General features: G+C 56.3%; 21 protein-coding genes. 5 read left to right on the top strand and 16 right to left on the bottom strand.

Annotation, left to right across the window (positions count from 1 at the left end):
* Positions 1 to 91 precede the first annotated feature (91 nt).
* Positions 92 to 979 (top strand): LysR family transcriptional regulator, encoded by an 888-nt coding sequence (locus tag N6P30_RS14980; protein ID WP_021242768.1) that lies wholly within the window; start codon positions 92 to 94, stop codon positions 977 to 979.
* A gap of 81 nt (positions 980 to 1,060) precedes the next feature.
* Here N6P30_RS14980 and N6P30_RS14975 read toward each other — a convergent pair whose 3' ends face one another.
* The 4 genes from N6P30_RS14975 to soxR form a co-directional block, all read right to left on the bottom strand.
* Positions 1,061 to 2,707, bottom strand: a complete 1,647-nt coding sequence (locus tag N6P30_RS14975; RefSeq protein ID WP_023293513.1) for a Na+/H+ antiporter — start codon at positions 2,705 to 2,707, stop codon at positions 1,061 to 1,063.
* Positions 2,708 to 2,857: 150 nt separating this feature from the next.
* Positions 2,858 to 4,207, bottom strand: a complete 1,350-nt coding sequence (ghxP, locus tag N6P30_RS14970; protein ID WP_008503390.1) for a guanine/hypoxanthine transporter GhxP — start codon at positions 4,205 to 4,207, stop codon at positions 2,858 to 2,860.
* Between the two features lie 294 nt (positions 4,208 to 4,501).
* The gene (locus N6P30_RS14965; protein ID WP_008503389.1) at positions 4,502 to 5,173 is read right to left on the bottom strand and encodes a glutathione S-transferase family protein; all 672 of its coding nucleotides are present in this window, start codon (positions 5,171 to 5,173) and stop codon (positions 4,502 to 4,504) included.
* Positions 5,174 to 5,547: 374 nt separating this feature from the next.
* Entirely contained in the window at positions 5,548 to 6,006 is a 459-nt protein-coding gene (soxR, locus tag N6P30_RS14960) for a redox-sensitive transcriptional activator SoxR (RefSeq protein WP_008503388.1), read from the bottom strand.
* 98 nt (positions 6,007 to 6,104) lie between these two features.
* Here soxR and soxS point away from each other — a divergent pair, with 98 nt between their 5' ends.
* Positions 6,105 to 6,431, top strand: coding sequence for a superoxide response transcriptional regulator SoxS (gene soxS, locus N6P30_RS14955; protein ID WP_008503387.1), 327 nt, complete (start codon positions 6,105 to 6,107; stop codon positions 6,429 to 6,431).
* A gap of 6 nt (positions 6,432 to 6,437) precedes the next feature.
* Here soxS and N6P30_RS14950 read toward each other — a convergent pair whose 3' ends face one another.
* A complete protein-coding gene (locus tag N6P30_RS14950) occupies positions 6,438 to 8,003 on the bottom strand; it encodes an EAL domain-containing protein (RefSeq protein WP_023293514.1) in 1,566 nt (521 codons plus the stop codon).
* Positions 8,004 to 8,638: 635 nt separating this feature from the next.
* On the opposite strand from N6P30_RS14950, the gene N6P30_RS14945 reads away from it, so the two are divergent.
* On the top strand, positions 8,639 to 8,920 hold the full coding sequence (locus N6P30_RS14945) for a YjcB family protein (RefSeq protein WP_008503385.1): 282 nt from the start codon (positions 8,639 to 8,641) through the stop codon (positions 8,918 to 8,920).
* Between the two features lie 63 nt (positions 8,921 to 8,983).
* Here N6P30_RS14945 and ssb1 read toward each other — a convergent pair whose 3' ends face one another.
* Positions 8,984 to 9,508 carry a single-stranded DNA-binding protein SSB1 gene (gene ssb1 / locus N6P30_RS14940; protein WP_008503384.1) on the bottom strand — a complete coding sequence of 175 codons (525 nt, stop codon included), beginning with the start codon at positions 9,506 to 9,508 and terminating at the stop codon, positions 8,984 to 8,986.
* Between the two features lie 251 nt (positions 9,509 to 9,759).
* Between ssb1 and uvrA the strand changes: the two genes are divergently transcribed.
* Positions 9,760 to 12,582, top strand: coding sequence for an excinuclease ABC subunit UvrA (gene uvrA, locus N6P30_RS14935; RefSeq protein ID WP_008503383.1), 2,823 nt, complete (start codon positions 9,760 to 9,762; stop codon positions 12,580 to 12,582).
* Positions 12,583 to 12,585: 3 nt separating this feature from the next.
* Here uvrA and N6P30_RS14930 read toward each other — a convergent pair whose 3' ends face one another.
* The 8 genes from N6P30_RS14930 to dnaB form a co-directional block, all read right to left on the bottom strand.
* Positions 12,586 to 12,939 (bottom strand): MmcQ/YjbR family DNA-binding protein, encoded by a 354-nt coding sequence (locus N6P30_RS14930; RefSeq protein WP_008503382.1) that lies wholly within the window; start codon positions 12,937 to 12,939, stop codon positions 12,586 to 12,588.
* A gap of 2 nt (positions 12,940 to 12,941) precedes the next feature.
* Positions 12,942 to 13,358: a secondary thiamine-phosphate synthase enzyme YjbQ gene (locus N6P30_RS14925; RefSeq protein WP_023293516.1), complete on the bottom strand. Its 417-nt coding sequence runs from the start codon at positions 13,356 to 13,358 to the stop codon at positions 12,942 to 12,944.
* A gap of 113 nt (positions 13,359 to 13,471) precedes the next feature.
* Positions 13,472 to 14,185 (bottom strand): acid phosphatase AphA, encoded by a 714-nt coding sequence (gene aphA, locus N6P30_RS14920; RefSeq protein WP_023293517.1) that lies wholly within the window; start codon positions 14,183 to 14,185, stop codon positions 13,472 to 13,474.
* A 253-nt stretch (positions 14,186 to 14,438) separates the two neighbouring features.
* On the bottom strand, positions 14,439 to 15,632 hold the full coding sequence (gene tyrB / locus N6P30_RS14915) for an aromatic amino acid transaminase (protein WP_023293518.1): 1,194 nt from the start codon (positions 15,630 to 15,632) through the stop codon (positions 14,439 to 14,441).
* A gap of 75 nt (positions 15,633 to 15,707) precedes the next feature.
* Positions 15,708 to 16,718, bottom strand: a complete 1,011-nt coding sequence (locus N6P30_RS14910; protein ID WP_023293519.1) for an AAA family ATPase — start codon at positions 16,716 to 16,718, stop codon at positions 15,708 to 15,710.
* Positions 16,715 to 17,272 (bottom strand): nicotinamide riboside transporter PnuC, encoded by a 558-nt coding sequence (gene pnuC, locus N6P30_RS14905; protein ID WP_023293520.1) that lies wholly within the window; start codon positions 17,270 to 17,272, stop codon positions 16,715 to 16,717. The genes N6P30_RS14910 and pnuC overlap by 4 nt, the downstream gene beginning before the upstream one ends.
* A 22-nt stretch (positions 17,273 to 17,294) precedes the next feature.
* A complete protein-coding gene (gene alr / locus N6P30_RS14900; protein ID WP_008503376.1) occupies positions 17,295 to 18,374 on the bottom strand; it encodes an alanine racemase in 1,080 nt (359 codons plus the stop codon).
* A 16-nt stretch (positions 18,375 to 18,390) separates the two neighbouring features.
* Complete coding sequence (gene dnaB, locus N6P30_RS14895; RefSeq protein ID WP_008503375.1) at positions 18,391 to 19,803, bottom strand: replicative DNA helicase; 1,413 nt, start codon at positions 19,801 to 19,803, stop codon at positions 18,391 to 18,393.
* Positions 19,804 to 19,863: 60 nt separating this feature from the next.
* Between dnaB and N6P30_RS14890 the strand changes: the two genes are divergently transcribed.
* A complete protein-coding gene (locus tag N6P30_RS14890; RefSeq protein WP_008503374.1) occupies positions 19,864 to 20,847 on the top strand; it encodes a quinone oxidoreductase in 984 nt (327 codons plus the stop codon).
* 184 nt (positions 20,848 to 21,031) lie between these two features.
* Here N6P30_RS14890 and pspG read toward each other — a convergent pair whose 3' ends face one another.
* Positions 21,032 to 21,274: an envelope stress response protein PspG gene (pspG, locus tag N6P30_RS14885; protein ID WP_023293521.1), complete on the bottom strand. Its 243-nt coding sequence runs from the start codon at positions 21,272 to 21,274 to the stop codon at positions 21,032 to 21,034.
* A gap of 136 nt (positions 21,275 to 21,410) precedes the next feature.
* Entirely contained in the window at positions 21,411 to 22,406 is a 996-nt protein-coding gene (dusA, locus tag N6P30_RS14880) for a tRNA dihydrouridine(20/20a) synthase DusA (protein ID WP_023293522.1), read from the bottom strand.
* Between the last annotated feature and the right edge of the window lie 71 nt (positions 22,407 to 22,477).

The following is a 22,477-nucleotide window of genomic DNA, read 5'->3' as shown; positions in this document are numbered from 1 at the left end:
TCAAAAATGAGACGAGGCGCCAGTATAGTGAGCGCACGGTATGGACTGAAATGAATTAAAATCATCACAGGTATAGTTTCGAGGAATAATCATGGACATAAGAACGCTGCGCTATTTTGTCGAAGTGGTTCGCCAGCAAAGTTTTACCCGCGCAGCGGAGAAGTTGTTTGTTACCCAGCCCACCATCAGCAAGATGCTGAAAAACCTCGAAGATGAACTTAACTGTACCCTGCTGATCCGCGACGGGCGCAAGCTGCTGCTGACCGACACCGGACGCGTGGTGTTCGAACGCGGGCTGGCCATTCTGGCGGAGTTCCGCCAGCTGGAAGCGGAGCTGGACGATATTAATCATCTGACCAAAGGGGTGCTTCGCCTCGGCATTCCACCGATGGTGGGGATGATGATGGCCGGGCCGATCGGCCTGTTTCGCCAGCGCTATCCTGGCGTAGAGCTGAAGATTTCGGAGTTTGGTGGCTTAACCGTCCAGCAGGCCGTCACTAACGGCGAGCTCGACGTGGCCATGACCGCCCTCCCCGTTGAGGAAGAGAGCGGCCTGGCGACGCTTCCGCTCTTTAGCCACCCGCTGTGCGTGCTGGTTCCCCGCTCCGGCGACTGGCTGAAAAGGGACGCGGTGAAGCCTGAGCTGCTCGGCGAACACCCTCTGCTGATCTACAACGAAGACTTCGCTCTCAGCCGCCAGCTGATGACGCTGTTTAACCAACATAACGTCAAGCCACGCATTGCGGTGCGCAGCGGTCAGTGGGATTTCCTGGCCGCGATGGTGCAGGCGGGCGTGGGGATTGCCATTCTGCCGCAGCCGATTTGCGAGCGTCTGGATAAAAACACGCTGCGCTGGATCCCGCTGGAGAGCGATCTGCACTGGCAGTTAGGGATGATCTGGCGTGAAGGGGTCTATTTGTCCCAGAGCGCGCAGGCGTGGCTGCAGTGTTGTGAGGGGTTTTGGGTGCGGTCTGAATAGTGCCCGGTGGCGGCTTCGCCTTACCCGGCCTACGGTTCAAATGTAGGCCCGGTAAGCGCAGCGCCACCGGGCAAAAGCGCGCTACTGATTCTCTATCAACAGCGCTTCCAGCAGGTCCAGATCGTGCAGCAGCTTTTGCAGCGTCTCGTTGCTGATCTGGCGCGTGGCGCGCAGGTGGTACAGTTCGGCACGCTCTGAGCGCAGCGCGGCCAGACGGAACCGGCGTTCCAGGTTCTCCTCCTGCAGCGAGCTTTCCACATCGTTACGCCCGTCCGCGCGGCGACGCAGGTTACCAATCACGCGGGAACTGACTTCCGTCAGCAGCTGATTATCGATGTTCTCTTCCGCATCCGCGGCCAGACGCTCCTCCATTTTCTGGATGGCGACAATCGCCACTTCGGCGGTGGCCGCACGCGCGATACGCTCTTCCTTCTGCTGCTGGGTCGAATCGCCAACATCAATATGCTGGAGCAAAATCGGCAGCATAATCACGCCGACGAACAGGGAGAACAGAATCACCCCCGCCGCCAGGAACACCAGCTCGTAACGCGCCGGGAAGACATCGCCCGTCGGCAGCAGCAGCGGAATGGAGAGCACACCGGCGAGGGTTATCGCCCCGCGTACGCCCGCAAAAGAGGCGATCAGCAGTTCACGCGTTGTCCACGAGCCGAACTCCATCGGTTTTTTCTTCAGGAAGCGGACGCTGAAGTTTTTCATCGTCCACAGCCAGCCGAAGCGCACCAGCATCAGCGCCAGGTAGATCAGCACGATGTCGGTAAAGAGCATCCAGACTTCAACGTTCGGATCGGCCTCCGCCGCCACCAGCGAGGATTCCATAATGCCCGGCAGCTGCAGGCCCAACAGCAGGAACACCATGCCGTTAAAGACAAACTCCAGCATCGCCCAGGTGCTGTTGGCACGCAGGCGCATCGCCAGCGGCGCGCGGCGCATCACGCCGGAGCGGGTGATGGTCATCCCTGCCGCGACCGCGGCCAGAATGCCCGACACGCCGATATGTTCGGCAATCAGATAAGAGGCGAACGGCAGCAGGAACAGCAGCACGATCTGCGTCGCGGGTTCATCGCCGCCCCAGCGGCTGAGGAAGCGCAATGAGCGGCCGTACAGCCAGCTCACCACGAAGCCCGCGAGAATACCGCCGATGGCTACCTTAAAGAACTCCAGCGTCGCGCCGCCGACGGTAAAGACCATCGTGCCCATCGCAACGGCCACGGCAAACTTCAGGGCAACCAGACCGGAGGCGTCATTCATCAGCGCCTCACCCTGTAAAATCCCCATGATTTTCTTCGGAATGCGGCCTTCGCCCACAATGCCGGACAGCGCCACGGCATCGGTTGGCGACAGCACGGCGGCCAGCGCAAAGGCAGGAATTAACGGGATACCCGGTACCGTCCAGTAGATCAGGAAACCAATCCCGACGACGGTAACCACCACCAGCGCAAGCGCCAGGCCGAAGATCTCTCGCCCGTGCTCAAGGAACTCGCGCGTGGGCGTTTTCCAGCCATCGGCAAACAGCAGTGGCGGGATGAACAGCACGAGGAACAGTTCGGGGTCAAATTCCACGTGCAGGCCAAACGTCGGCCACGCCAGCAGCGCACCGATGGCAATTTGCATTAATGGCAGGGGGACCTGAAAGGGCAGTACGCGTGTAACCACCCCGGATAGCGAGACCACAAGGGTCATGATGAGTATTGTGAAGAAGATTTCCATGCGTTCCCTGTTTGCTGTGTTGCTTATGTACTCCGGAAGGCGTCGTGCCTTTTATTCTATCTTCCCCAGAGTAACGCAAAAGGCAACAGGATGAGTCCTGAAAATAAAAACGGGCGGCCTGAGCCACCCGTTTTCGCATCAAAGGACAACTCAGATTGCCCAGCCGCCCGCGTAAAACGCCACCAGCGCAACGGCAATCACAACGGTGCCAACGTTCAGCTTGCGCCATTCACCGGAGACCAGACGACCAATCACCAGCGACGCGAAGCCGATCATAATGCCGGTCACGATGTTACAGGTCAGTACGATGAAGACCGCGGTAATCAGTCCAGACATCGCGTCAACGAAATCCGCAAAGTCGATTTTCGCCACGTTGCTCAGCATCAGCAGGCCAACGTACATCAGCGCTGGCGCGGTCGCGTACGCCGGAACCAGATAGGAGAGCGGGGAGAGGAACAGGATCAGCATGAACAGCACGCCCACGGTGATCGCCGTCAGGCCGGTTTTACCGCCCGCCGCCGTACCCGCTGCGGACTCGATGTACACCGCCGCAGGCGCTGCGCCCACCAGGCCCGAGAAGACGCTGCTCAGGGAGTCCGTAGTCAGCGCTTTGCCGCCGTCAATAATCTGACCGTCTTTATCCAGCAGGTTCGCCTGACCGGCCACCGCACGAATGGTACCGGTCGCGTCAAACACGGCGGTCATCACCAGCGCCAGCACGCTTGGCAGGATCACCGGGTTCAGCGCGCCAACGATATCGAGGCTGCCAATCAGAGAGTTGCCTTTGTCATCGCTCAGCGACGGCATGGCGAAAATGCCGGAGAAGTGGACGTTCGGATCGAAAATCAGGCCCACAATGGACACGCCGATAATGGTCAGCAGAATGCCGCCCGGGACTTTCAGTTTTTCCAGACCGATAATCACCGCCAGGCCGATCAGCGACATGATCACCGGGAAGCTGGCGAAGTGGCCCAGCGCAACCGGCAGGCCGTCCAGCGGGTTCTTGATAACCAGACCGACGCCATTGGCGGCGATCAGCAGCAGGAACAGGCCGATGCCGATGCCGGTACCGTGCGCCACGCCCTGCGGCAGGTTGCGCAAGATCCAGCTACGGATGCCGGTCGCTGAAATAACGGTAAACAGCACACCCATCAGGAACACGGCGCCAAGCGCTACCGGTACGCTGATGTGCTGGCCCAGCACCAGGCTGAACGCGGTAAACGCGGTCAGGGAGATGGCGCAACCGATCGCCAGCGGCAGGTTCGCCCACAGGCCCATCACGATAGAGCCCACGCCGGCCACAAGGCAGGTCGCCACAAAGACAGCCGCTGGCGGGAAGCCCGCTTTGCCCAGCATACCCGGCACAACGATGACGGAATAAACCATCGCCAGAAACGTTGTCAAACCGGCAACGATTTCCTGGCGCACGGTGCTGCCGCGGGCCGAAATTTTAAACATGGCGTCAAGTGAACCGCCAGTACGCGCAGATGGCGTAGACATAGAAAACATCCCCTGAGAGTTTTTTAGGAAGTCCGTAAGCGAGGTGGAGACGCCACTGCCAGCTAAACGTCAAATCCTTGTGTTGCGTTTGCGACGAAAGGGCGTCACAGAAAAAGCAAACGTTTAGCTCCGCGCTTACAAACGGGTGGTCAAATTAAGGCAAACGATTATCTAGCCTAATCCCCGCCCTTTTCAACTGAACTTTATCGTTTTTCGCTAAAATTCCCTTATGACGCTGAAGAAATAAACAGAGGATGCGCAAACGTTATCGTCTATGCGCAATTTGTTTACATTTCAATCCTCACCCGGAATGGATAACGGTCCCCCTTGTGCCAGGGTTCGTTGCCAGCCAGGGCTGTTTTCAACTTTCGTTTTCCATGCCTGACTATGCGGCAGGTTGTCGATACCGCCGCGCGCCAGCAGGGCAAAGATCGGGAAGCTCATTTGAATGTCGGCCATGCTGAGCGAATCCCCGGCAAACCAGCTGTTTTTAGCAAGGTGCGACTCAATAAAGCGCGCATGGGTTTCCAGCTGGCGGTTAAGGTACGCTTTCTGCACCCCCTGCCCAAGCGCTTTGCCCAGGGTTCGGATACCAAACGGCACCGGCGGCTTGCCGAGACTGCTGAAGACCAGCTTCATTAGCAGCAGCGGCATCAGCGATCCTTCCGCGTAGTGCAGCCAGAAGCGATACTGCACCTTATGCGCCGGATCTAAAGGCTTAAGCCGCGACTCGGCATCGTATGTTTCCTGCAGATACTCCAGAATGGCGCCAGACTCCGCGAGGATCAGCCCGTTATCTTCGATGACCGGCGATTTGCCCAACGGATGCACCTTTTTGAGAGCCTCCGGCGCAAGCATGTTCTTTTCGCGCTGATAGTGAACGATCTCATAAGGCAGGCCGAGTTCTTCCAGCGCCCAGATCACGCGGTGCGAGCGCGACTGGTTAAGGTGGTGTACCGTGAGCATGGTTTTCTCCTGTTATTCATACTTTTTAACTATAGAAAATCGAACAACACCGCGAAAAAAATTCGGCTAAAAACCGGTCAGCGACGCTGGCGAAAAAACGGGTCTTGCATAGAATTAAAGTGTCAGCACAATCCGGAACCTCCCCAACCAGCTCGACACGAGGGGTGCTGACGTCGGGGGAAACCCTCCCGTGAACCAGCGGGATAGAGAGAAAGACAAAGACCGGGAAAAACTAAAGCGCCCTTTGTGGCGCTTTAGTTCTTTATGTATGTGGGGTTTTGCCGGGTGGCGGCTGCGCCTTACCCGGCCTACATTTGACGGTTTGGTAGGCCGGGTAAGCGAAGCGCCACCCGGCGAATGGGCTACACGCACGCTCAATCCTCTTCCAGCAACCGCGCTCCCGTCCCCTGTTCGCCCAGTTTGTCGCCGGGGTTACGCAACGGGCAGTCGCTGCGCGACAGGCAGCCGCAGCCGATACAACCGTCCAGCTCATCACGCAGCGCGACCAGCGTATGGATACGCCTGTCCAGCTCTTCTCGCCACTGGGATGAAAGCTCTTTCCACTCTTTCGGGCTCAGCGTATGCCCTTCCGGCAGCACGCCAAATGCCTCGCCAATGGTAGCCAGGGGAATGCCGATTCGTTGCGCAATTTTGATAATCGCCACGTAGCGGAGCACGTCGCGGGTATAGCGACGCTGGTTGCCGCCGTTGCGGATGCTTTTAATTAACCCTTTGCTTTCATAGAAGTGGAGCGCCGATACCGCAACGCCGCTTCGCTTTGCCACTTCGCCGGGGGTTAACAGCGCTTTAATGCGCGGCAATCTCTTTTCCATAAAACCTCTTTACCTCAAGTTAACTTGAGGAATTATACTCCCCCGCAGAGAAAACGACGAATCAACCGAGAAAGTTGTATCTACAGAGGGGCAACCTTATGTCGCATCAGCAGATTATTCAGACGCTTATTGAATGGATTGACGATCATATCGACCAACCGTTGAACATTGATGTGGTCGCGAAAAAGTCGGGCTATTCGAAATGGTATTTACAGAGAATGTTCCGCACGGTCATGCATCAGACGCTGGGTGAGTACATTCGTCAGCGCAGGCTGCTGCTGGCGGCGCAGGCGCTACGCTCAACGCAGCGGCCGATTTTTGATATCGCGATGGATCTTGGCTATGTGTCGCAACAAACCTTTTCCCGCGTGTTTCGCCGCGAGTTTGACCGCACGCCGAGCGACTATCGCCACCAGTTGAATTAATTACTCTCAGTGCAAAGGTTGCTGCTGCCAGGTCATAAATTCCTGGGGCGGCATCGCTTTCGCGAAGTGCCATCCCTGACAAAACTGGACGCCGCGCTTCAACAGCCAGCTCACCTGCTCTGCCGTCTCGACCCCTTCCGCAATGGTTTTCAGCCGCAGGCTTTGCGCCATCTCGATAATATGCTCGGCGATCAGGTGGCTGGTGCTGTTGGTCGTTAAGGTATCGATAAACGATTTATCGATTTTCAGAATATCGACGTTCAGCGAGTAGAGGTTGTGCAGGTTCGAATAGCCGGTACCGAAATCATCGATCGCCACTTCATACCCCGCCTGACGGAAAGCCTGAATCACCGGCGTGGTTTTAGGCACATCGATAAAACCGCGTTCCGTCACTTCAATTTTGATTTGCTGCGCGCGGACGGCGTAGTGGCGAGCCTTCTCAGAAATCATGGCGATCAGCCGCGAGGAGTGGAAATCCGTGGCCGACAGGTTAATCGAAATATAGAGATGCGGATGCTCGGCCAGGAAATGGCCCAAATCGCTGAACACTTCCTCAACGACGTAATCCGTAATCCGCTCGCTCATCCCCTCATTTTCAGCCAGCGGAATAAACTCAGCCGGGCTCATCACCTGCCCGTTAAAACCCGGCCAGCGTAACAACGCCTCCGCGCCGACACACCGGTTGTTCTTAATATCAATAATCGGTTGATAGTGCACGCAAAGCTGGCGTTTGTTCAGCGCCCGGTGCAGTAAACGCCCCGGCGAATTAAGCTCACGATGAGTACGGGACCAGACCAGCAAAATAATAATGCTGCAGATCATGCCCAGCGGCAGCGTTAATGTCGCCTGATGATAAAGCGTTTCATAAAAGCGTTTATTCGATGTCGACACGATGGCCGCAATCGGTCTTTTAGGGGATGTGACGATCGTATAAAAGCGGTTATCTTTTTGAAATACCGATTCCTTATCCCGAATCAGCGAATTTAATAACGAAACGTTGGCTTTCTGACTGACGGAAAAGAAAGCATTGGTTACCGTGTCGTAAACCCCCCACGAGAGAGAATGATCCGCGGACATGACTTCGCTGTATGAAAGTGGATTAACGACCACTACATAATTTCCGCGCTGCATATATGTCATTTTATAGCCAGTATAAAATGGGGTGTCGCGATAATAATAGATAGCGACGTCAGGTTTTCGCGTGTAATTAGCGACGGGTATGGCGTAGGGTTGATCCGGTGTAAAAACGGTCGAACAAAGAAAATTCTGACCTTCAGCGTAAATTAAATCGGCAACAAACAGGCGACCACGAACAACGTTCAACATATATTGACGGTGTCCCGGGGTACAGAGCTCGCCCCGATATTTTTCTGCCTCGTCCCGGGCCAGATCAACCTGTTGTATAACCAGCTCAGTTTTGTCTAAAGCCAGTTCAGCAAATGTCCGTAGCTGGGCGCTTGTTTCAGACACGGCTCTTAGCTGGGCAAACCATAGCGCAAGCATCACCGGCAGCATAACTACCATGATGATCCCTACCACCCTGAGCATCTTGCGCCGCGCGCTACGATTCATTTCCCGCCCTATATCCCTGCATGTTGTACGCCTGTAGTAATGAAGGCCGGATGCTGTGTTAAACAGGTGATTACGTTGCATGAATCATGCGAAGTTAGCAACTGACTTTTCGTATTAAAAATCTTAAATTTCGTTATGACGATAATATTTTCCCGTAAGTGAAACTGTAAGTATTCGTTCCGTTTCAATTAAGGAAAATAATTATCCAGCCCTCGAGGACGGAGGGAAGATAACACAACAGACGATCGTTGATTAAGCCAAACTTCTGGCAGCATGAAAAAAGCGCACCTTTATCATGACGTTTTATGCTATTTACTGTGGGGCATTGTGTGCGTTGATTTATAAATAATCAGTCTTCGCCGCACTATTTTATGATTCGACTGAGCCCCTCTTATAAAAACCGAATTTGAGGTATCACCACTAGCCCGATGGACGTTTCCGGCACGCTGGGGGGCGCCTCCTCGCGCGCCGAAGGCAGGGCCAGCCTGCACACACTCTTTACCTGAGGAATAAAAACCGTTTTTTGATCGCACAGATACTGGCGAATAAATCAACAAATGTGATATAGTTCACACATATTCTGTAACGAGAAACACCGTTTCATTCAGGTCGTCTGTTTTGTAGAGGATGGGTTTATGGCAACCATTACTACCAGCATGGTTCTCCTGCGCTGGCCTTTGTTGAGTGCGGTACTGATGTTTTTGGCCAGCACGCTGAACATTCAGTTTCGTAAATCTGACTACGCGGGTCTCGCTGTCATCAGCACGCTGTTGGGGCTGGGTGCAGCATGTTGGTTTGCAACGGGGCTGCTTGGCATTACCCTGCTGGATATCGCCGCCGTCTGGGAAAATATCAAAGTGGTGATGGTTGAAGCGATGAGCCACACGCCACCAGACTGGCCAATGGTGATTACCTGATCCCTTTATGGAATAAAAAAAACCCAGACGATGTCTGGGTTTTTTGTTTGAAGGACGCACAAATCAGAACGGAATGTCGTCGTCGAAATCCATTGGCGGTTCGTTAGACGGCGCCGGAGCAGACTGCTGCTGCGGACGAGACTGCGCGCCGCCGCTGAACTGGTTGCCGCCCTGTGGCTGCTGAGGCTGACCCCAACCGCCCTGCTGCTGGCCGCCACCTGCTGGTGCGCCACCACCCTGACGGCCACCCAGCATCTGCATGGTGCCGCCGACGTTAACCACGACTTCAGTGGTGTACTTCTCAGCACCGGACTGATCGGTCCATTTGCGGGTACGCAGCTGGCCTTCGATATAGACCTGAGAACCTTTACGCAGATACTCACCGGCCACTTCTGCCAGTTTGCCAAACAGCACAACGCGGTGCCATTCGGTCTGCTCTTTCATCTCACCGGTCGCTTTATCACGCCAGGATTCGGAAGTAGCCAGCGTAATGTTGGCAACTGCGCCACCACTCGGCATGTAGCGTACTTCCGGGTCCTGGCCCAGATTACCGACGAGAATCACCTTGTTTACGCCTCTGCTGGCCATGTTCGTGTCTCCTGAATACGTTTCTTAATAGTGTAAACGCGCGAGTGTACCATTTCCACGCTGCATTTTGATAGCTGCGAGATGGATTCCAGAGTTCTCGTGCGAACATAACATTGTTACACAGTCCGTCAGAAAATGCATTCCAATACTGTATATTCAAACAGGTCAAATTGTGTCATAATTAGCCGTTTCTGACAGCCGTTTGTCCTTCAAACAAACCAGGCAATCCGTGTTCCAACCGGGAAAGGTGAATGGATAAGATCGAAGTTCGGGGCGCCCGCACCCACAATCTCAAGAATATCAACCTCATAATCCCTCGCGACAAACTCATTGTCGTGACCGGGCTTTCGGGGTCTGGCAAATCCTCACTGGCTTTCGACACTCTGTATGCCGAAGGACAGCGTCGTTACGTTGAATCGCTCTCGGCGTACGCGCGTCAGTTCCTGTCGCTGATGGAAAAACCGGATGTCGACCACATTGAAGGGTTGTCTCCTGCTATCTCTATCGAGCAGAAGTCCACGTCGCATAACCCGCGCTCCACGGTCGGTACCATTACTGAAATTCATGACTACCTGCGTCTGCTGTATGCCCGCGTGGGTGAGCCGCGCTGCCCGGACCACGACGTCCCGCTGGCGGCACAGACCGTGAGCCAGATGGTGGATAACGTGCTGTCGCAGCCGGAAGGCAAACGCCTGATGCTGCTGGCACCAATCATTAAAGAGCGTAAGGGTGAGCACACCAAAACGCTGGAAAACCTGGCAAGCCAGGGCTATATCCGCGCCCGTATTGACGGCGAAGTGTGTGACCTGTCCGACCCGCCCAAGCTAGAACTGCAGAAGAAGCACACCATCGAGGTGGTGATTGACCGCTTTAAGGTGCGTGACGATCTCGCCACGCGTCTCGCAGAATCGTTTGAAACGGCGCTGGAGCTCTCCGGCGGCACGGCCGTGGTTTCCGACATGGACGACCCGCAGGCGGAAGAGCTGCTCTTCTCCGCCAACTTTGCCTGCCCGATTTGCGGCTACAGCATGCGCGAGCTGGAACCGCGCCTGTTCTCGTTTAACAACCCGGCGGGCGCCTGCCCGACGTGTGACGGCCTGGGCGTGCAGCAGTATTTCGATCCGGACCGCGTGATCCAGAATCCGGAGCTGTCGCTGGCGGGTGGCGCCATTCGCGGCTGGGACAAGCGTAACTTCTATTACTTCCAGATGCTGAAGTCGCTGGCGGAGCACTACAAGTTCGACGTGGAAGCGCCGTGGGCGAGCCTGAGCCCGAACGTACACAAAGTGATCCTGTTCGGTTCTGGCAAAGAGAACATCGAGTTCAAGTATATGAACGATCGCGGCGATACCTCCGTGCGTCGCCACCCGTTCGAAGGGGTGCTGCACAATATGGAGCGCCGCTACAAAGAGACCGAATCCAGCGCGGTGCGCGAGGAGCTGGCGAAGTTCATCAGCAACCGCTCCTGCGCCACCTGCGAGGGCACGCGCCTGCGTCGCGAAGCGCGCCACGTGTTTGTGGAAAATACGGCGCTGCCGACCATCTCAGACATGAGCATCGGCCACGCGATGGACTTCTTCAATAACCTGAAGCTCTCCGGCCAGCGCGCCAAAATTGCCGAAAAAGTCTTGAAAGAGATTGGCGATCGCCTGAAGTTCCTGGTGAACGTCGGACTGAACTACCTGACGCTTTCACGCTCGGCAGAAACGCTCTCCGGCGGTGAAGCCCAGCGTATTCGTCTGGCGAGCCAGATTGGTGCGGGCCTGGTGGGCGTGATGTACGTGCTCGATGAGCCGTCCATCGGCCTGCACCAGCGCGATAACGAACGTCTGCTCGGCACCCTGGTTCACCTGCGTAACCTCGGTAACACGGTGATCGTGGTGGAGCACGACGAAGACGCGATCCGCGCCGCAGACCACGTGATCGACATCGGCCCGGGCGCTGGCGTGCACGGCGGCCAGGTGGTGGCGGAAGGCACGCTGAAGGACATTATGGCGGTGCCCGAGTCGCTGACCGGCCAGTACATGAGCGGCAAGCGCAAGATTGAAGTACCAAAACAGCGCGTGGCGGCGAACCCGGAAAAAGTGCTGAAGCTGACCGGCGCGCGCGGCAACAACCTGAAAGACGTTACCCTGACGCTGCCGGTGGGCCTGTTTACCTGCATTACCGGCGTGTCCGGTTCCGGTAAGTCGACGCTGATCAACGATACGCTGTTCCCGATTGCGCAGACGGCGCTGAACGGCGCGACCCTGGCCGAACCTGCACCGTACCGTGACATTCAGGGGCTGGAACATTTCGATAAGGTTATCGATATCGACCAGAGCCCGATTGGCCGTACGCCACGCTCTAACCCGGCAACCTATACCGGTGTTTTCACGCCCGTACGTGAACTGTTTGCCGGTGTGCCGGAAGCGCGTTCACGCGGCTACACGCCGGGACGTTTCAGCTTTAACGTGCGCGGCGGCCGCTGTGAAGCCTGCCAGGGCGACGGCGTGATCAAGGTTGAGATGCACTTCCTGCCGGATATCTACGTGCCGTGCGACCAGTGCAAAGGCAAGCGCTATAACCGCGAAACGCTGGAGATTAAGTACAAGGGCAAGACCATCCACGAAGTGCTGGATATGACCATCGAAGAGGCGCGCGAGTTCTTTGACGCCGTCCCTGCGCTGGCGCGTAAGCTGCAGACGCTGATGGACGTCGGCCTGACCTACATTCGTCTGGGGCAGTCCGCCACGACGCTGTCCGGCGGTGAAGCGCAGCGCGTGAAGCTGGCGCGCGAGCTGTCAAAACGCGGCACCGGTCAGACGCTGTATATCCTGGATGAGCCGACCACCGGTCTGCACTTTGCCGACATCCAGCAGCTGCTGGACGTGCTGCATCAGCTGCGCGATCAGGGCAACACCATCGTGGTCATCGAACATAACCTGGACGTGATTAAAACCGCGGACTGGATTGTCGATCTTGGCCCGGAAGGCGGCAGCGGCGGCGGTGAAATCCTCGTCTCCGGTACGCCAGAGACCGTTGCAGAGTGCGAAGCCTCGCACACCGCGCGCTTCCTTAAACCGTTGCTGTAATTGTCACACGGAGAGTTGCTGTCGGGTCGTTTCCGGCAGCAGCTCAACCGCCTGCTGATAGGACGCGTCCACCAGGTAGTAAATTTGCGAGCCTGGAATCGATCCATCCAGATAGACGGTGCTCCAGTGCGCCTTATTGAGGTGCTGGCTCGGCCTCACGTCATCATGCTGCTGACGCAGTAAATCCGCCAGTTCAGGGCTGGTTTTCAGCGACGCCGCCGGACGGCCTTCTACCTCTTTCACCATCGCAAACAGCACATCCCCCACCTTAACCTGCGTGGCTTTCCAGTCGCTATGGACGCTCTGCTCCGCGCCGGGCTTGCTCATGCAGTACTGAAGTATCTCCGAAATTGTCATCTTTATTCCCCTTGTAGCGTGGCGATAATTTTACGCGAACCACCGTGAATGCGATGTTCTCCCAGCCAGATCCCCTGCCACGTGCCCAACAGCAGCCGTCCGTTGTGGACCGGCAGCGTCAGCGATACGCCCAGCAGGGAAGATTTGATATGCGAAGGCATATCGTCCGCCCCCTCATAGTCATGCTCGTAGGGCGCGTTGTCCGGGACGCTCTTCAGAAAATGACGCTCCATGTCAGACCGGACGGTGGGATCGCAATTTTCATTCAGCGTGAGAGAGGCTGACGTGTGCTGAAGTAGCAGATGCAGCAAACCCGTTTTGACCCGCGACAGGTCGCGGAGCTGCCCGATGACTTCATCCGTCACCAGGTGAAAACCGCGTGGTTTAGCGCTTAAGGTCAGGGTCTGTTGGTACCACATCTGCTGCTCCGTAATGAAAGATGAATCTTTCTAAGTGTGCAGCAAGAAGGCGAAAGGTAAAACCCGCAGCAGCGAGATTTGATTAAAAAAGAGTCAAACTCGCTGCCAGAGACTTAATACTCCGAGTTGACGATCACCTCTTCACCAAACTTTCCGGCCATCGGCAGCGGTCGATAGGTCGAGTTAGACGCGCGTAACACCCTGATCCCTCTGGCACCAGCATCCTGCGCGGCGGTAATGTCGTTATCCGAATCGCCATAAAACACTTTGATGTTTTTCTTTTCCAGCCACTGGATTTTGGTGTTTTGCCCCTCTTTGTCACCCGCAAAAATGACCGGATTCATATTGGCAGCCGGGATCTGGAAATCGTCCTGCAGTGTTCTGGAGACGGTTTCCGTTTTGGTCTGGCTACGGCCGGTAACGAAGTAAATGCTGTCACCGCGCTTAACGTGCATAGCAATAAGCGCCCGGGCGACCTCTTTCGGGATGCTGTAATCGTCCCAGCCGTTATTCATTTTTTCCCAGAACTCCGGATTCTTCAGATACGCTTCGCTGTCCGGTGAATACATTTTTTTGCCGCGCCAGAAGCCAGGGCTTGAGAACAGCACGGTATCGTCAATGTCGAAGCCCACGGCCATTGGCGCGCGTCCCATCAGGCTGTTTTCGATTTGGGCCACGGAGACCCAGTGAATGGGCGCCTGTTCGGCAAGCATGGCGGCGGTGGTGCCGGTGTAAAGCGGCGTCGGCGCCGAGGCACGTGCGACGACGGCGCTATTAAGTGAGAACAATAAGCAGGCGGCGCTGAGCGCCAGTGTGATCTTGCGCATATTTTCCCCTGAATATTCAGCTTGTTATGGTTTTATTTTGAGTGAATGGTCAAAAAACTATCCGACCTTAACCCCAGCGGGAGGTGAAGGGAAGGAGTTTTTGCTTATGAAGCGGAATAAAAAGAAGACGATCACAAAGTGTGGATGAGTGATGTAGGCCCGGTAAGGCGCAGGCGCAGCCGCCACCGGGCAAGATTTTCTGCGGCCTGATGCCCTCTCCCACAGGGAGAGGGCGATAATAAGTAGTGAGTACTTACATCACAGCTGCAAACGCCTGCGCCACGCGGTGAACGTTGCTGGCATTCAGGCCCGCCACGCACATACGGCCGCTGGCGATCAGGTAGACACCGAACTCTTCGCGCAGGCGATCGACCTGCGCCGCGCTCAGTCCGGTATAGCTGAACATCCCGCGCTGCTTGAGCAGATAGTCAAAGTTATGCCCTGGCACGGCCTCTTTCAGGACGTTAACCAGCGCCTGACGCATCGACAGGATGCGCTTACGCATCGCTTCCACTTCGGCAAGCCAGGATGCTTTCAGCGTTTCGTCACCGAGAACCGTCGCCACCACCTGAGCACCAAAGTTTGGCGGGCTGGAGTAGATACGGCGCACTGTCGCTTTTAGCTGGCCCAGCACGCGGCCCGCCGCTTCGGCGTCTTCACACACCACGGACAGGCCACCAACGCGTTCACCGTACAGGGAGAAGATCTTAGAGAAGGAGTTACTCACCAGTACAGGCAGCCCGGCGCTGGCAGCGGCACGGATGGCATAGGCGTCTTCTTCCATACCCGCGCCAAAGCCCTGGTAGGCAATGTCGAGGAACGGGATCAGGTCGCGGGCCTTCAGCACCTCGATCACCGCATCCCACTGGGCATTGGTGAGATCCGCCCCGGTTGGGTTATGGCAGCATGGGTGCAGCAGCACAATACTGCGCGCTGGCAGCGTGTTCAGCTTTTCCAGCAGCGCGTCAACGCGCACGCCGTTCGTTTCGCTGTCGAACCACGGATAGGTCGCCACCTTAAAGCCCGCGCCCTCGAAGATCGCAACGTGGTTTTCCCACGTCGGGTCGCTGACCCACACGCCTGAATCCGGGAAGTATTTTTTCAGGAAGTCTGCACCGACTTTCAGCGCACCCGAGCCGCCCAGCGTCTGGATGGTCGCCACGCGTTTTTGCGCGAGCACAGCGTGATCGGCGCCGAACAGCAGCGGTGCAATGGTGTTGCGATAAGCGTTTAGCCCTTCCATCGGCAGATACAGAGACGCGCCGTGTGGAACCGCGTTCAGACGCGCTTCGGCTTCGGCAACGGCTTTTAATTGAGGAATAATGCCCTCCTCGTTGTAATACAGACCGATGCTGAGGTTCACTTTGTCGCTGCGAGGATCTTCTTTGAAACGCTCCATTAAGGAGAGGATAGGGTCGCCGGCATAGGCGTCAACTTTCTGAAACACGCGATGGTTCTCCGGAATTCGATGAGGCAGGGATTTCAACAATAAACCGGAAGCAGATGAAGGTCGAGAGCGATATCAGATCGGTCCCTGGATATATCGGCAAATGTGATCGATTCGCTCAGGCAGTGAGCCCTGCACGCGCAGAAAAGGAATATTTCGTGCCGACAGCTCTGCTTCATACCATACTTGCTGTCGGTGGCGAAACGCCTCGCCCTGCCGGGTGCCATCCTGCACAAACGGAAATTCATCTCCGCAAAGTACGACCAGCGCATAGTCTCGTTCAGCTAACTCCTTTAACGCCTGCGGCGCGCTGCCAAACTGATCGAGTGCGTAAAACAGGGTCGTTAAAGGTGAGGTATCACAGACCAGATAAGGCGCCGTGCAGGCTAATGCTTCCCGACGTACTTGCTCGCGGGCAATATGCAGCAAATCCTCCCGATCCAGGATACCGTTCTTCGCTTCCCAGTGTTCACGGCCATACTCTGCAACGTACGGAACGTTTAGCGTCTGCGCCAGAGCCTTTGCTAGCGTGCTTTTGCCCGTCGATTCTCCACCTAATAAGCAGATACGAAAAACAAAGCTGCGGTACACCTCTGGGGACATCATCTTACGATAACGATGAACATCAGAACGGATGAGCGTTCCCGAAGGGGCCTCTGGTCCCCGTTGACGCTGGAGACGCACGTGCGCAACCGGTCGTCCGAAACGCTGGCTCAGGACAACGGCAAACCCGTCTCCATAGTCTTCGGCAGTAAATACCGCCTCTGGCTGACAGTGCAAAATGTCCTCACACAGCGTTGCAACATAATGCCGGTGGAGATCGTCATCAGCGTCATTCGGTGGCGGTGGCGCAAGGCCATATGTAGCCAACACATGCGGCGAAAGCACGAGGTGGCGACATTGCGGAAAGCGCGTTGTTAACCAGTTAAGCCGCTTTTCAGGTTCGTAACCGCGTATTTCCGGCGACGAATAGCTGATGATACAGACCGTCTCGCACTGCTCAAGTGCCGTATTGATAAGCGCTTCATGGCCTGCATGTAATGGTGCGAATTTGCCTACCACCAGGCCGTTAGCATACAGCGTCATTGCGCACGGATCTCCTTGCGCCACTGATACAGTCCGTGCCACGCATTAAACCAAAACACCAGATATAAACCGGCGGTCAGATACAGTTCTCTCGTCGCGTACAGCGGTACTGCCAGCGTGTTAACGGCAAGCCAGATGTACCAGTTTTCCAGACGCCGTCCCATCAACATAAACTGAGCAAGAATGCTGAATGTCAAAATGATGGAGTCCAGCCAGGGGGCCCATGCATTGGTATAGAGATGCAATATCCACCCGTACGCCGCTGCTACGCTTACGGCGCAGGCTAAAAGCATAAAAAAATGTCCCGGTCTGGTACGACGGACAGGCAAGACCTCTCCATGATTGCCTTTAAGCCAATGCAGCCAGCCGGTTATGCTCGTTATGATGAAAAAGAACTGAAGGGTAACGTCAGCATAAAGCTGCACAGAATAGAAGACCCAGGCATAAAGCCCGCTACCGATGATGCCTATCCACCACGTATGGATATTGTTTCTGGCGGCCAGCCAGACGGAGAGAGCATAGGCCAGACATGCAGCGATTTCTGAAGGGGACATTATCCTTCCCTGGAATGAAATGTTAGTCGATGTACTTCATCGCCACCCGAGACGTCAGGCGGGTGATAAGTTCGTAAGCACTCACTTTAGTGATTTCAGCAATACGTTCAACGGGTAAACCTTCCCCCCACATCACCACATCGTCGCCGGGTTTATCCTGCGCTTCTGGCCCCAGATCGACGCAAATCATGTCCATCGCCACGCGGCCAACGATCTTCACCTCGCGACCGTTGACCAGCACCGGCGTACCCGTTGGTGCTGCGCGCGGATAGCCGTCGCCGTAGCCCATCGCCACCACGCCGAGACGCGTGTCGCGCTCGCTGGTCCAGGTGCCACCATAGCCCACCGGTTCACCGGCTTTGTGTTCACGCACGGCAATCAGAGTAGACACCAGAGACATGACTGGCTGGAAACCCATGTCCGGCCCCCAGGGTTTATTCTCCAGCGGCGACACACCGTAAAGAATGATGCCCGGTCGCGCCCAGTCGAAATGCGACTGCGGCCACAGCAGAATACCGCCGGATGCGGCGATCGAGCGCATCCCCGGCTTGCCTTCGCAGAAGGTATTAAAGATATCCAGCTGTCGCTCGGTCGCACCGCACTCGGGCTCATCGGCACGGGCGAAGTGGCTGACAATATTCACCGGCTGGCGCACGTTTTTGCACCGGCATAAACGCTGATAAAACGCTTCGGCGCTTTCCGGACGTACGCCCAGACGGTGCATGCCCGTATCAAGCTTCATCCACACGGTCACCGGCTCGCTCAGCTCAGCGGTTTCCAGTGCGGCCAGCTGTTCTTCGTTGTGTACCGCCGTGTGCAGATGCTGATCCGCGATAGTTGGCAGATCGGCGGCTTCGAAAAAGCCTTCGAGGAGCAGAATCGGCTGGGTAATCCCCCCCGCGCGCAGGCGAAGGGCTTCTTCAAGACGGGCGACGCCAAAGGCGTCGGCATCGGGGAGCGTTCGCGCGGTCTCAAGAAGACCGTGTCCGTAAGCGTTCGCTTTCACGACTGCAACGAGCTTGCTGGCGGGTGCCAGTTCACGCAGACGTTGCAGGTTGTGTCGCAGAGCGCGGCGGTTAATGACAACAGTTGCCGCTTGCATTTGAATTCCTTAGAAATTACTCATCATCATATTGAGGACCGGCATAGTTGTCGAAACGCGACCACTGGCCGTTAAAGGTCAGACGCACCGTCCCGATCGGGCCGTTACGTTGTTTACCAATAATAATTTCGGCGATCCCTTTCAGGTCGCTGTTCTCGTGATAAACCTCATCACGGTAGATAAACATGATTAAGTCGGCATCCTGCTCGATCGAGCCGGATTCACGCAGGTCGGAGTTGACCGGACGTTTGTCGGCACGTTGTTCCAGAGAGCGGTTAAGCTGCGACAGCGCCACCACCGGCACGTGCAGCTCTTTGGCTAACGCCTTGAGCGAGCGGGAAATTTCGGCGATCTCCAGCGTACGGTTGTCGGAGAGCGACGGGACGCGCATCAGCTGAAGGTAGTCGATCATGATAAGGCCGATACCGCCGTGTTCACGGGCGATACGACGCGCGCGGGAACGGACTTCCGTCGGCGTCAGGCCGGAAGAGTCATCAATATAGATGTTACGTTTTTCCAGCAGAATGCCCATGGTGCCGGAGATGCGCGCCCAGTCCTCATCGTCGAGCTGGCCGGTACGGATGCGGGTCTGGTCCACGCGCGAGAGCGATGCCAGAGAACGCATCATGATCTGCTCGGAGGGCATCTCAAGACTGAAAATCAGTACCGGCTTATCCTGCAACATCGCCGCGTTTTCGACGAGGTTCATCGCAAAGGTCGTTTTACCCATCGACGGACGCGCCGCGACGATAATCAAATCCGACGGCTGCAGACCGGCGGTTTTCTTGTTGAGATCGTCATAGCCGGTGTTCACCCCGGTCACACCGTCGTGCGGCTGCTGGAACAGCTGTTCGATACGGGCAACGGTGGCGTCGAGGACGTCGGCGATATTTTTGGGGCCTTCGTCTTTGTTGGCGCGGCTTTCGGCGATTTTGAAGACGCGAGACTCGGCAAGGTCGAGCAGGTCTTCACTGGTGCGACCCTGCGGATCAAAACCCGCTTCGGCGATCTCATTCGCCACCGAGATCATCTCGCGGACAACGGCGCGTTCACGCACGATGTCAGCATAAGCGCTGATGTTCGCCGCACTTGGCGTGTTTTTTGACAGTTCTGCCAGATAGGCAAACCCGCCGACGCTGTCCAGCTGTCCCTGACGCTCCAGCGACTCCGCGAGCGTGATCAGGTCAATCGGGCTACCCGACTCCTGCAGACGCGCCATTTCGGTAAAGATATGACGGTGCGGACGGGTGTAGAAATCCTCAGACACCACGCGCTCGGCGACGTCGTCCCAGCGCTCGTTATCCAGCATTAAACCGCCCAACACCGACTGTTCCGCTTCAATCGAGTGCGGCGGGACTTTTAACCCTGCGACCTGGAAATCACGCTCGCGAGGTTCAGTCTGTTTGTTGAAGGGTTTGTTTCCTGCCATAGTGAATGGAGTTACCGAGATAAAGAGTGGGTCGAAAGATTACCACATTCTGGAGGAAGCATGGCAACACGTATTGAATTTCACAAGCATGGTGGCCCTGACGTACTCAACGCGGTGGAGTTCACCCCCACCGCGCCTGGCGAAAACGAAGTGCAGGTTGAAAACAAAGCCATCGGCATAAACTACATCGACACCTATATTCGCGGCGGGCTCTACCCGCCTCCGTCGATGCCGAGCGGACTGGGCACCGAGGCGGCCGGCGTCGTCGTCAAAGTGGGCAGCGCGGTTAAGCATATTAAAGAAGGCGACCGCGTGGTGTACGCGCAATCTCCGCTGGGCGCTTACAGCTCCGTCCACAACGTCCCGGCGGATAAAGCCGCCCTGCTGCCCAACGCCATCTCCTTTGAGCAGGCGGCGGCCTCCTTTCTGAAAGGGTTAACCGTTTACTACCTGCTGCGCAAAACCTATGAAATTAAACCCGACGAGCAGTTCCTGTTTCATGCCGCGGCGGGTGGCGTCGGGCTCATCGCCTGTCAGTGGGCAAAAGCGCTGGGCGCAAAACTGATCGGCACCGTGGGCAATGCCCAAAAAGCGCAGCGCGCGCTGCAGGCGGGTGCCTGGCAGGTGATTAACTACCGTGAAGAGAGCATTGTCGAACGGCTGAAGGAGATCACCAGCGGCAAAAAGGTGCGCGTGGTGTATGACTCGGTAGGGAAAGATACCTGGGAAGCGTCGCTGGACTGCCTGCAGCGTCGTGGGCTGATGGTGAGCTTCGGGAATGCGTCAGGCGCAGTCACCGGCGTGAATCTGGGCATCCTTAACCAGAAAGGCTCGCTGTACGTCACGCGCCCTTCCCTGCAAGGCTACATCACCAACCGGGAAGAACTTGAGGAAGCCAGCAACGAGCTGTTCTCGCTGATCGCCAGCGGCGTCATTAAGGTGGATGTGGCAGAAGCGCAGAAATACCCGCTAGCCGACGCGCAGCGCGCGCATGAGGTGCTGGAGAGCCGGGCAACGCAGGGATCGAGCTTGTTGATTCCCTGAGCCCCAAAAAGAAATTGGGCTTCCCGTGGGAAGCCCTTTCTTTTTTTAGTTCGGCTGTATGTAGGGTACAGCGCGATGAATTCTTTAACGGCAGTCATAGTGACAGATTCGATAAGTAAATCCTATTCTGTTCTAAGCCAGGCTGCCGGAAAAGTTACAACTCTGTGACGAACCCCTCAATACCTTAGTAACGGAAGCGGTTATTGCGCTGATAACTGGGCACTTTTGGCGATTTAATCGCCCGTATCACCCACACCGCCGCGACGGCCAGCAGTAACCACGGCAGCAGTTTGATCGTCAGGGCAAACAATCCGCCAATAAACATGACGACCGTCGCCACCACGATAGCCGCCAGAATGCCGAGCAGCGAAATGCCCGTTGCTAACAGCATGACAAAAAAGCCAATCACAAAAAGTAGTTCCAGCATGGTGCTCTCCCACGAGTTCCCGAATGATGCAGCAAACATTACAAGAATCATGCCAGACATAACGTGTTGTTCTTAAAACAAAACGCCCCGCGAGAATTCGCAGGGCGTGGTGAATTTGACGAACTTTTAGCGAAAGTTATCGCTTGTCCGCCACCAGGCGCAACGCATGTTCCAGCACCTCAATATCGGCCCCGGCTTTATGGGCGTTTTCGCTCAGGTAGCGACGCCACTGACGCGCGCCCGGAATGCCCTGGAACAGCCCAAGCATATGGCGAGTGATATGGCCGAGATACGTACCGTTGCTCAGCTCGCGCTCAATGTAAGGATACATCGCACGCACGACGCCAACCGGATCGGTGTCTGCACCTTCGATGCCAAAGATTTCGCGATCGACCGTCGCCAGAATGCCCGGGTTCTGATACGCCTCGCGCCCGACCATCACCCCATCCATATGTTCGAGATGCGCTTTGGCCTCTTCCAGCGACTTGATGCCGCCGTTAATGGACATCGTCAGGTGCGGGAAGTCACGCTTCAGCTGATACACGCGCGGGTAGTCCAGCGGCGGGATTTCACGGTTCTCTTTCGGGCTCAGGCCGGAGAGCCAGGCTTTTCGCGCATGGATGATGAACATCTCGCATTCGCCCTTGCCGGAGACCGTATTGATGAAATCGCACAGGAATTCGTAGCTGTCCTGGTCGTCAATCCCGATACGGGTTTTGACCGTCACCGGAATGGAAACGACGTCGCGCATCGCCTTGATACAGTCCGCCACCAGCTGGGCATTTCCCATCAGGCAGGCACCGAACATACCGTTTTGCACGCGATCGGACGGGCAGCCAACGTTGAGGTTGATCTCGTCGTAGCCGCGCGCTTCAGCCAGCTTCGCGCACTGCGCCAGGGCGGCCGGATCGCTGCCGCCCAATTGCAGGGCAACCGGATGCTCTTCTTCGCTATAGGCCAGATAGTCGCCCTTGCCGTGAATGATTGCGCCTGTGGTCACCATTTCGGTGTACAGCAGCGTATGGCGGGAGAGCTGGCGCAGGAAATAGCGGCAGTGTCTGTCCGTCCAGTCGAGCATCGGCGCAATGGAAAAACGGTGTGCAGGGAAAGCGGTCTGTAATTCTGACGACATGGCGAAGTTTTAAGCATCTGGTGGAAAAGGGGCGCTACTATAGCACAAAGAAAAGCCGGAGGCGCAGCGCC

The sequence above is a fragment of the Enterobacter sp. PL1 genome (genome assembly GCF_945957325.1).
In the GTDB taxonomy this organism is placed as follows: domain Bacteria; phylum Pseudomonadota; class Gammaproteobacteria; order Enterobacterales; family Enterobacteriaceae; genus Enterobacter; species Enterobacter roggenkampii.
Note: the sequence above shows the minus strand (reverse complement) of the source record. Positions and strands in the feature narration are given on the sequence as shown.

Coding starts and splice junctions, on each gene's coding strand:
- N6P30_RS14975 (WP_023293513.1), bottom strand. CDS start 2,707: ATGGAAATCTTCTTCACAATACTCATCATGACCCTTGTGGTCTCGCTA.
- ghxP (WP_008503390.1), bottom strand. CDS start 4,207: ATGTCTACGCCATCTGCGCGTACTGGCGGTTCACTTGACGCCATGTTT.
- pspG (WP_023293521.1), bottom strand. CDS start 21,274: ATGCTGGAACTACTTTTTGTGATTGGCTTTTTTGTCATGCTGTTAGCA.
- ssb1 (WP_008503384.1), bottom strand. CDS start 9,508: ATGGCCAGCAGAGGCGTAAACAAGGTGATTCTCGTCGGTAATCTGGGC.
- soxS (WP_008503387.1), top strand. CDS start 6,105: ATGTCGCATCAGCAGATTATTCAGACGCTTATTGAATGGATTGACGAT.
- soxR (WP_008503388.1), bottom strand. CDS start 6,006: ATGGAAAAGAGATTGCCGCGCATTAAAGCGCTGTTAACCCCCGGCGAA.
- N6P30_RS14950 (WP_023293514.1), bottom strand. CDS start 8,003: ATGAATCGTAGCGCGCGGCGCAAGATGCTCAGGGTGGTAGGGATCATC.
- dusA (WP_023293522.1), bottom strand. CDS start 22,406: ATGTCGTCAGAATTACAGACCGCTTTCCCTGCACACCGTTTTTCCATT.
- pnuC (WP_023293520.1), bottom strand. CDS start 17,272: ATGTCCCCTTCAGAAATCGCTGCATGTCTGGCCTATGCTCTCTCCGTC.
- aphA (WP_023293517.1), bottom strand. CDS start 14,185: ATGCGCAAGATCACACTGGCGCTCAGCGCCGCCTGCTTATTGTTCTCA.
- N6P30_RS14965 (WP_008503389.1), bottom strand. CDS start 5,173: ATGCTCACGGTACACCACCTTAACCAGTCGCGCTCGCACCGCGTGATC.
- N6P30_RS14925 (WP_023293516.1), bottom strand. CDS start 13,358: ATGTGGTACCAACAGACCCTGACCTTAAGCGCTAAACCACGCGGTTTT.
- N6P30_RS14930 (WP_008503382.1), bottom strand. CDS start 12,939: ATGACAATTTCGGAGATACTTCAGTACTGCATGAGCAAGCCCGGCGCG.
- uvrA (WP_008503383.1), top strand. CDS start 9,760: ATGGATAAGATCGAAGTTCGGGGCGCCCGCACCCACAATCTCAAGAAT.
- N6P30_RS14890 (WP_008503374.1), top strand. CDS start 19,864: ATGGCAACACGTATTGAATTTCACAAGCATGGTGGCCCTGACGTACTC.
- alr (WP_008503376.1), bottom strand. CDS start 18,374: ATGCAAGCGGCAACTGTTGTCATTAACCGCCGCGCTCTGCGACACAAC.
- N6P30_RS14945 (WP_008503385.1), top strand. CDS start 8,639: ATGGCAACCATTACTACCAGCATGGTTCTCCTGCGCTGGCCTTTGTTG.
- N6P30_RS14980 (WP_021242768.1), top strand. CDS start 92: ATGGACATAAGAACGCTGCGCTATTTTGTCGAAGTGGTTCGCCAGCAA.
- N6P30_RS14910 (WP_023293519.1), bottom strand. CDS start 16,718: ATGACGCTGTATGCTAACGGCCTGGTGGTAGGCAAATTCGCACCATTA.
- dnaB (WP_008503375.1), bottom strand. CDS start 19,803: ATGGCAGGAAACAAACCCTTCAACAAACAGACTGAACCTCGCGAGCGT.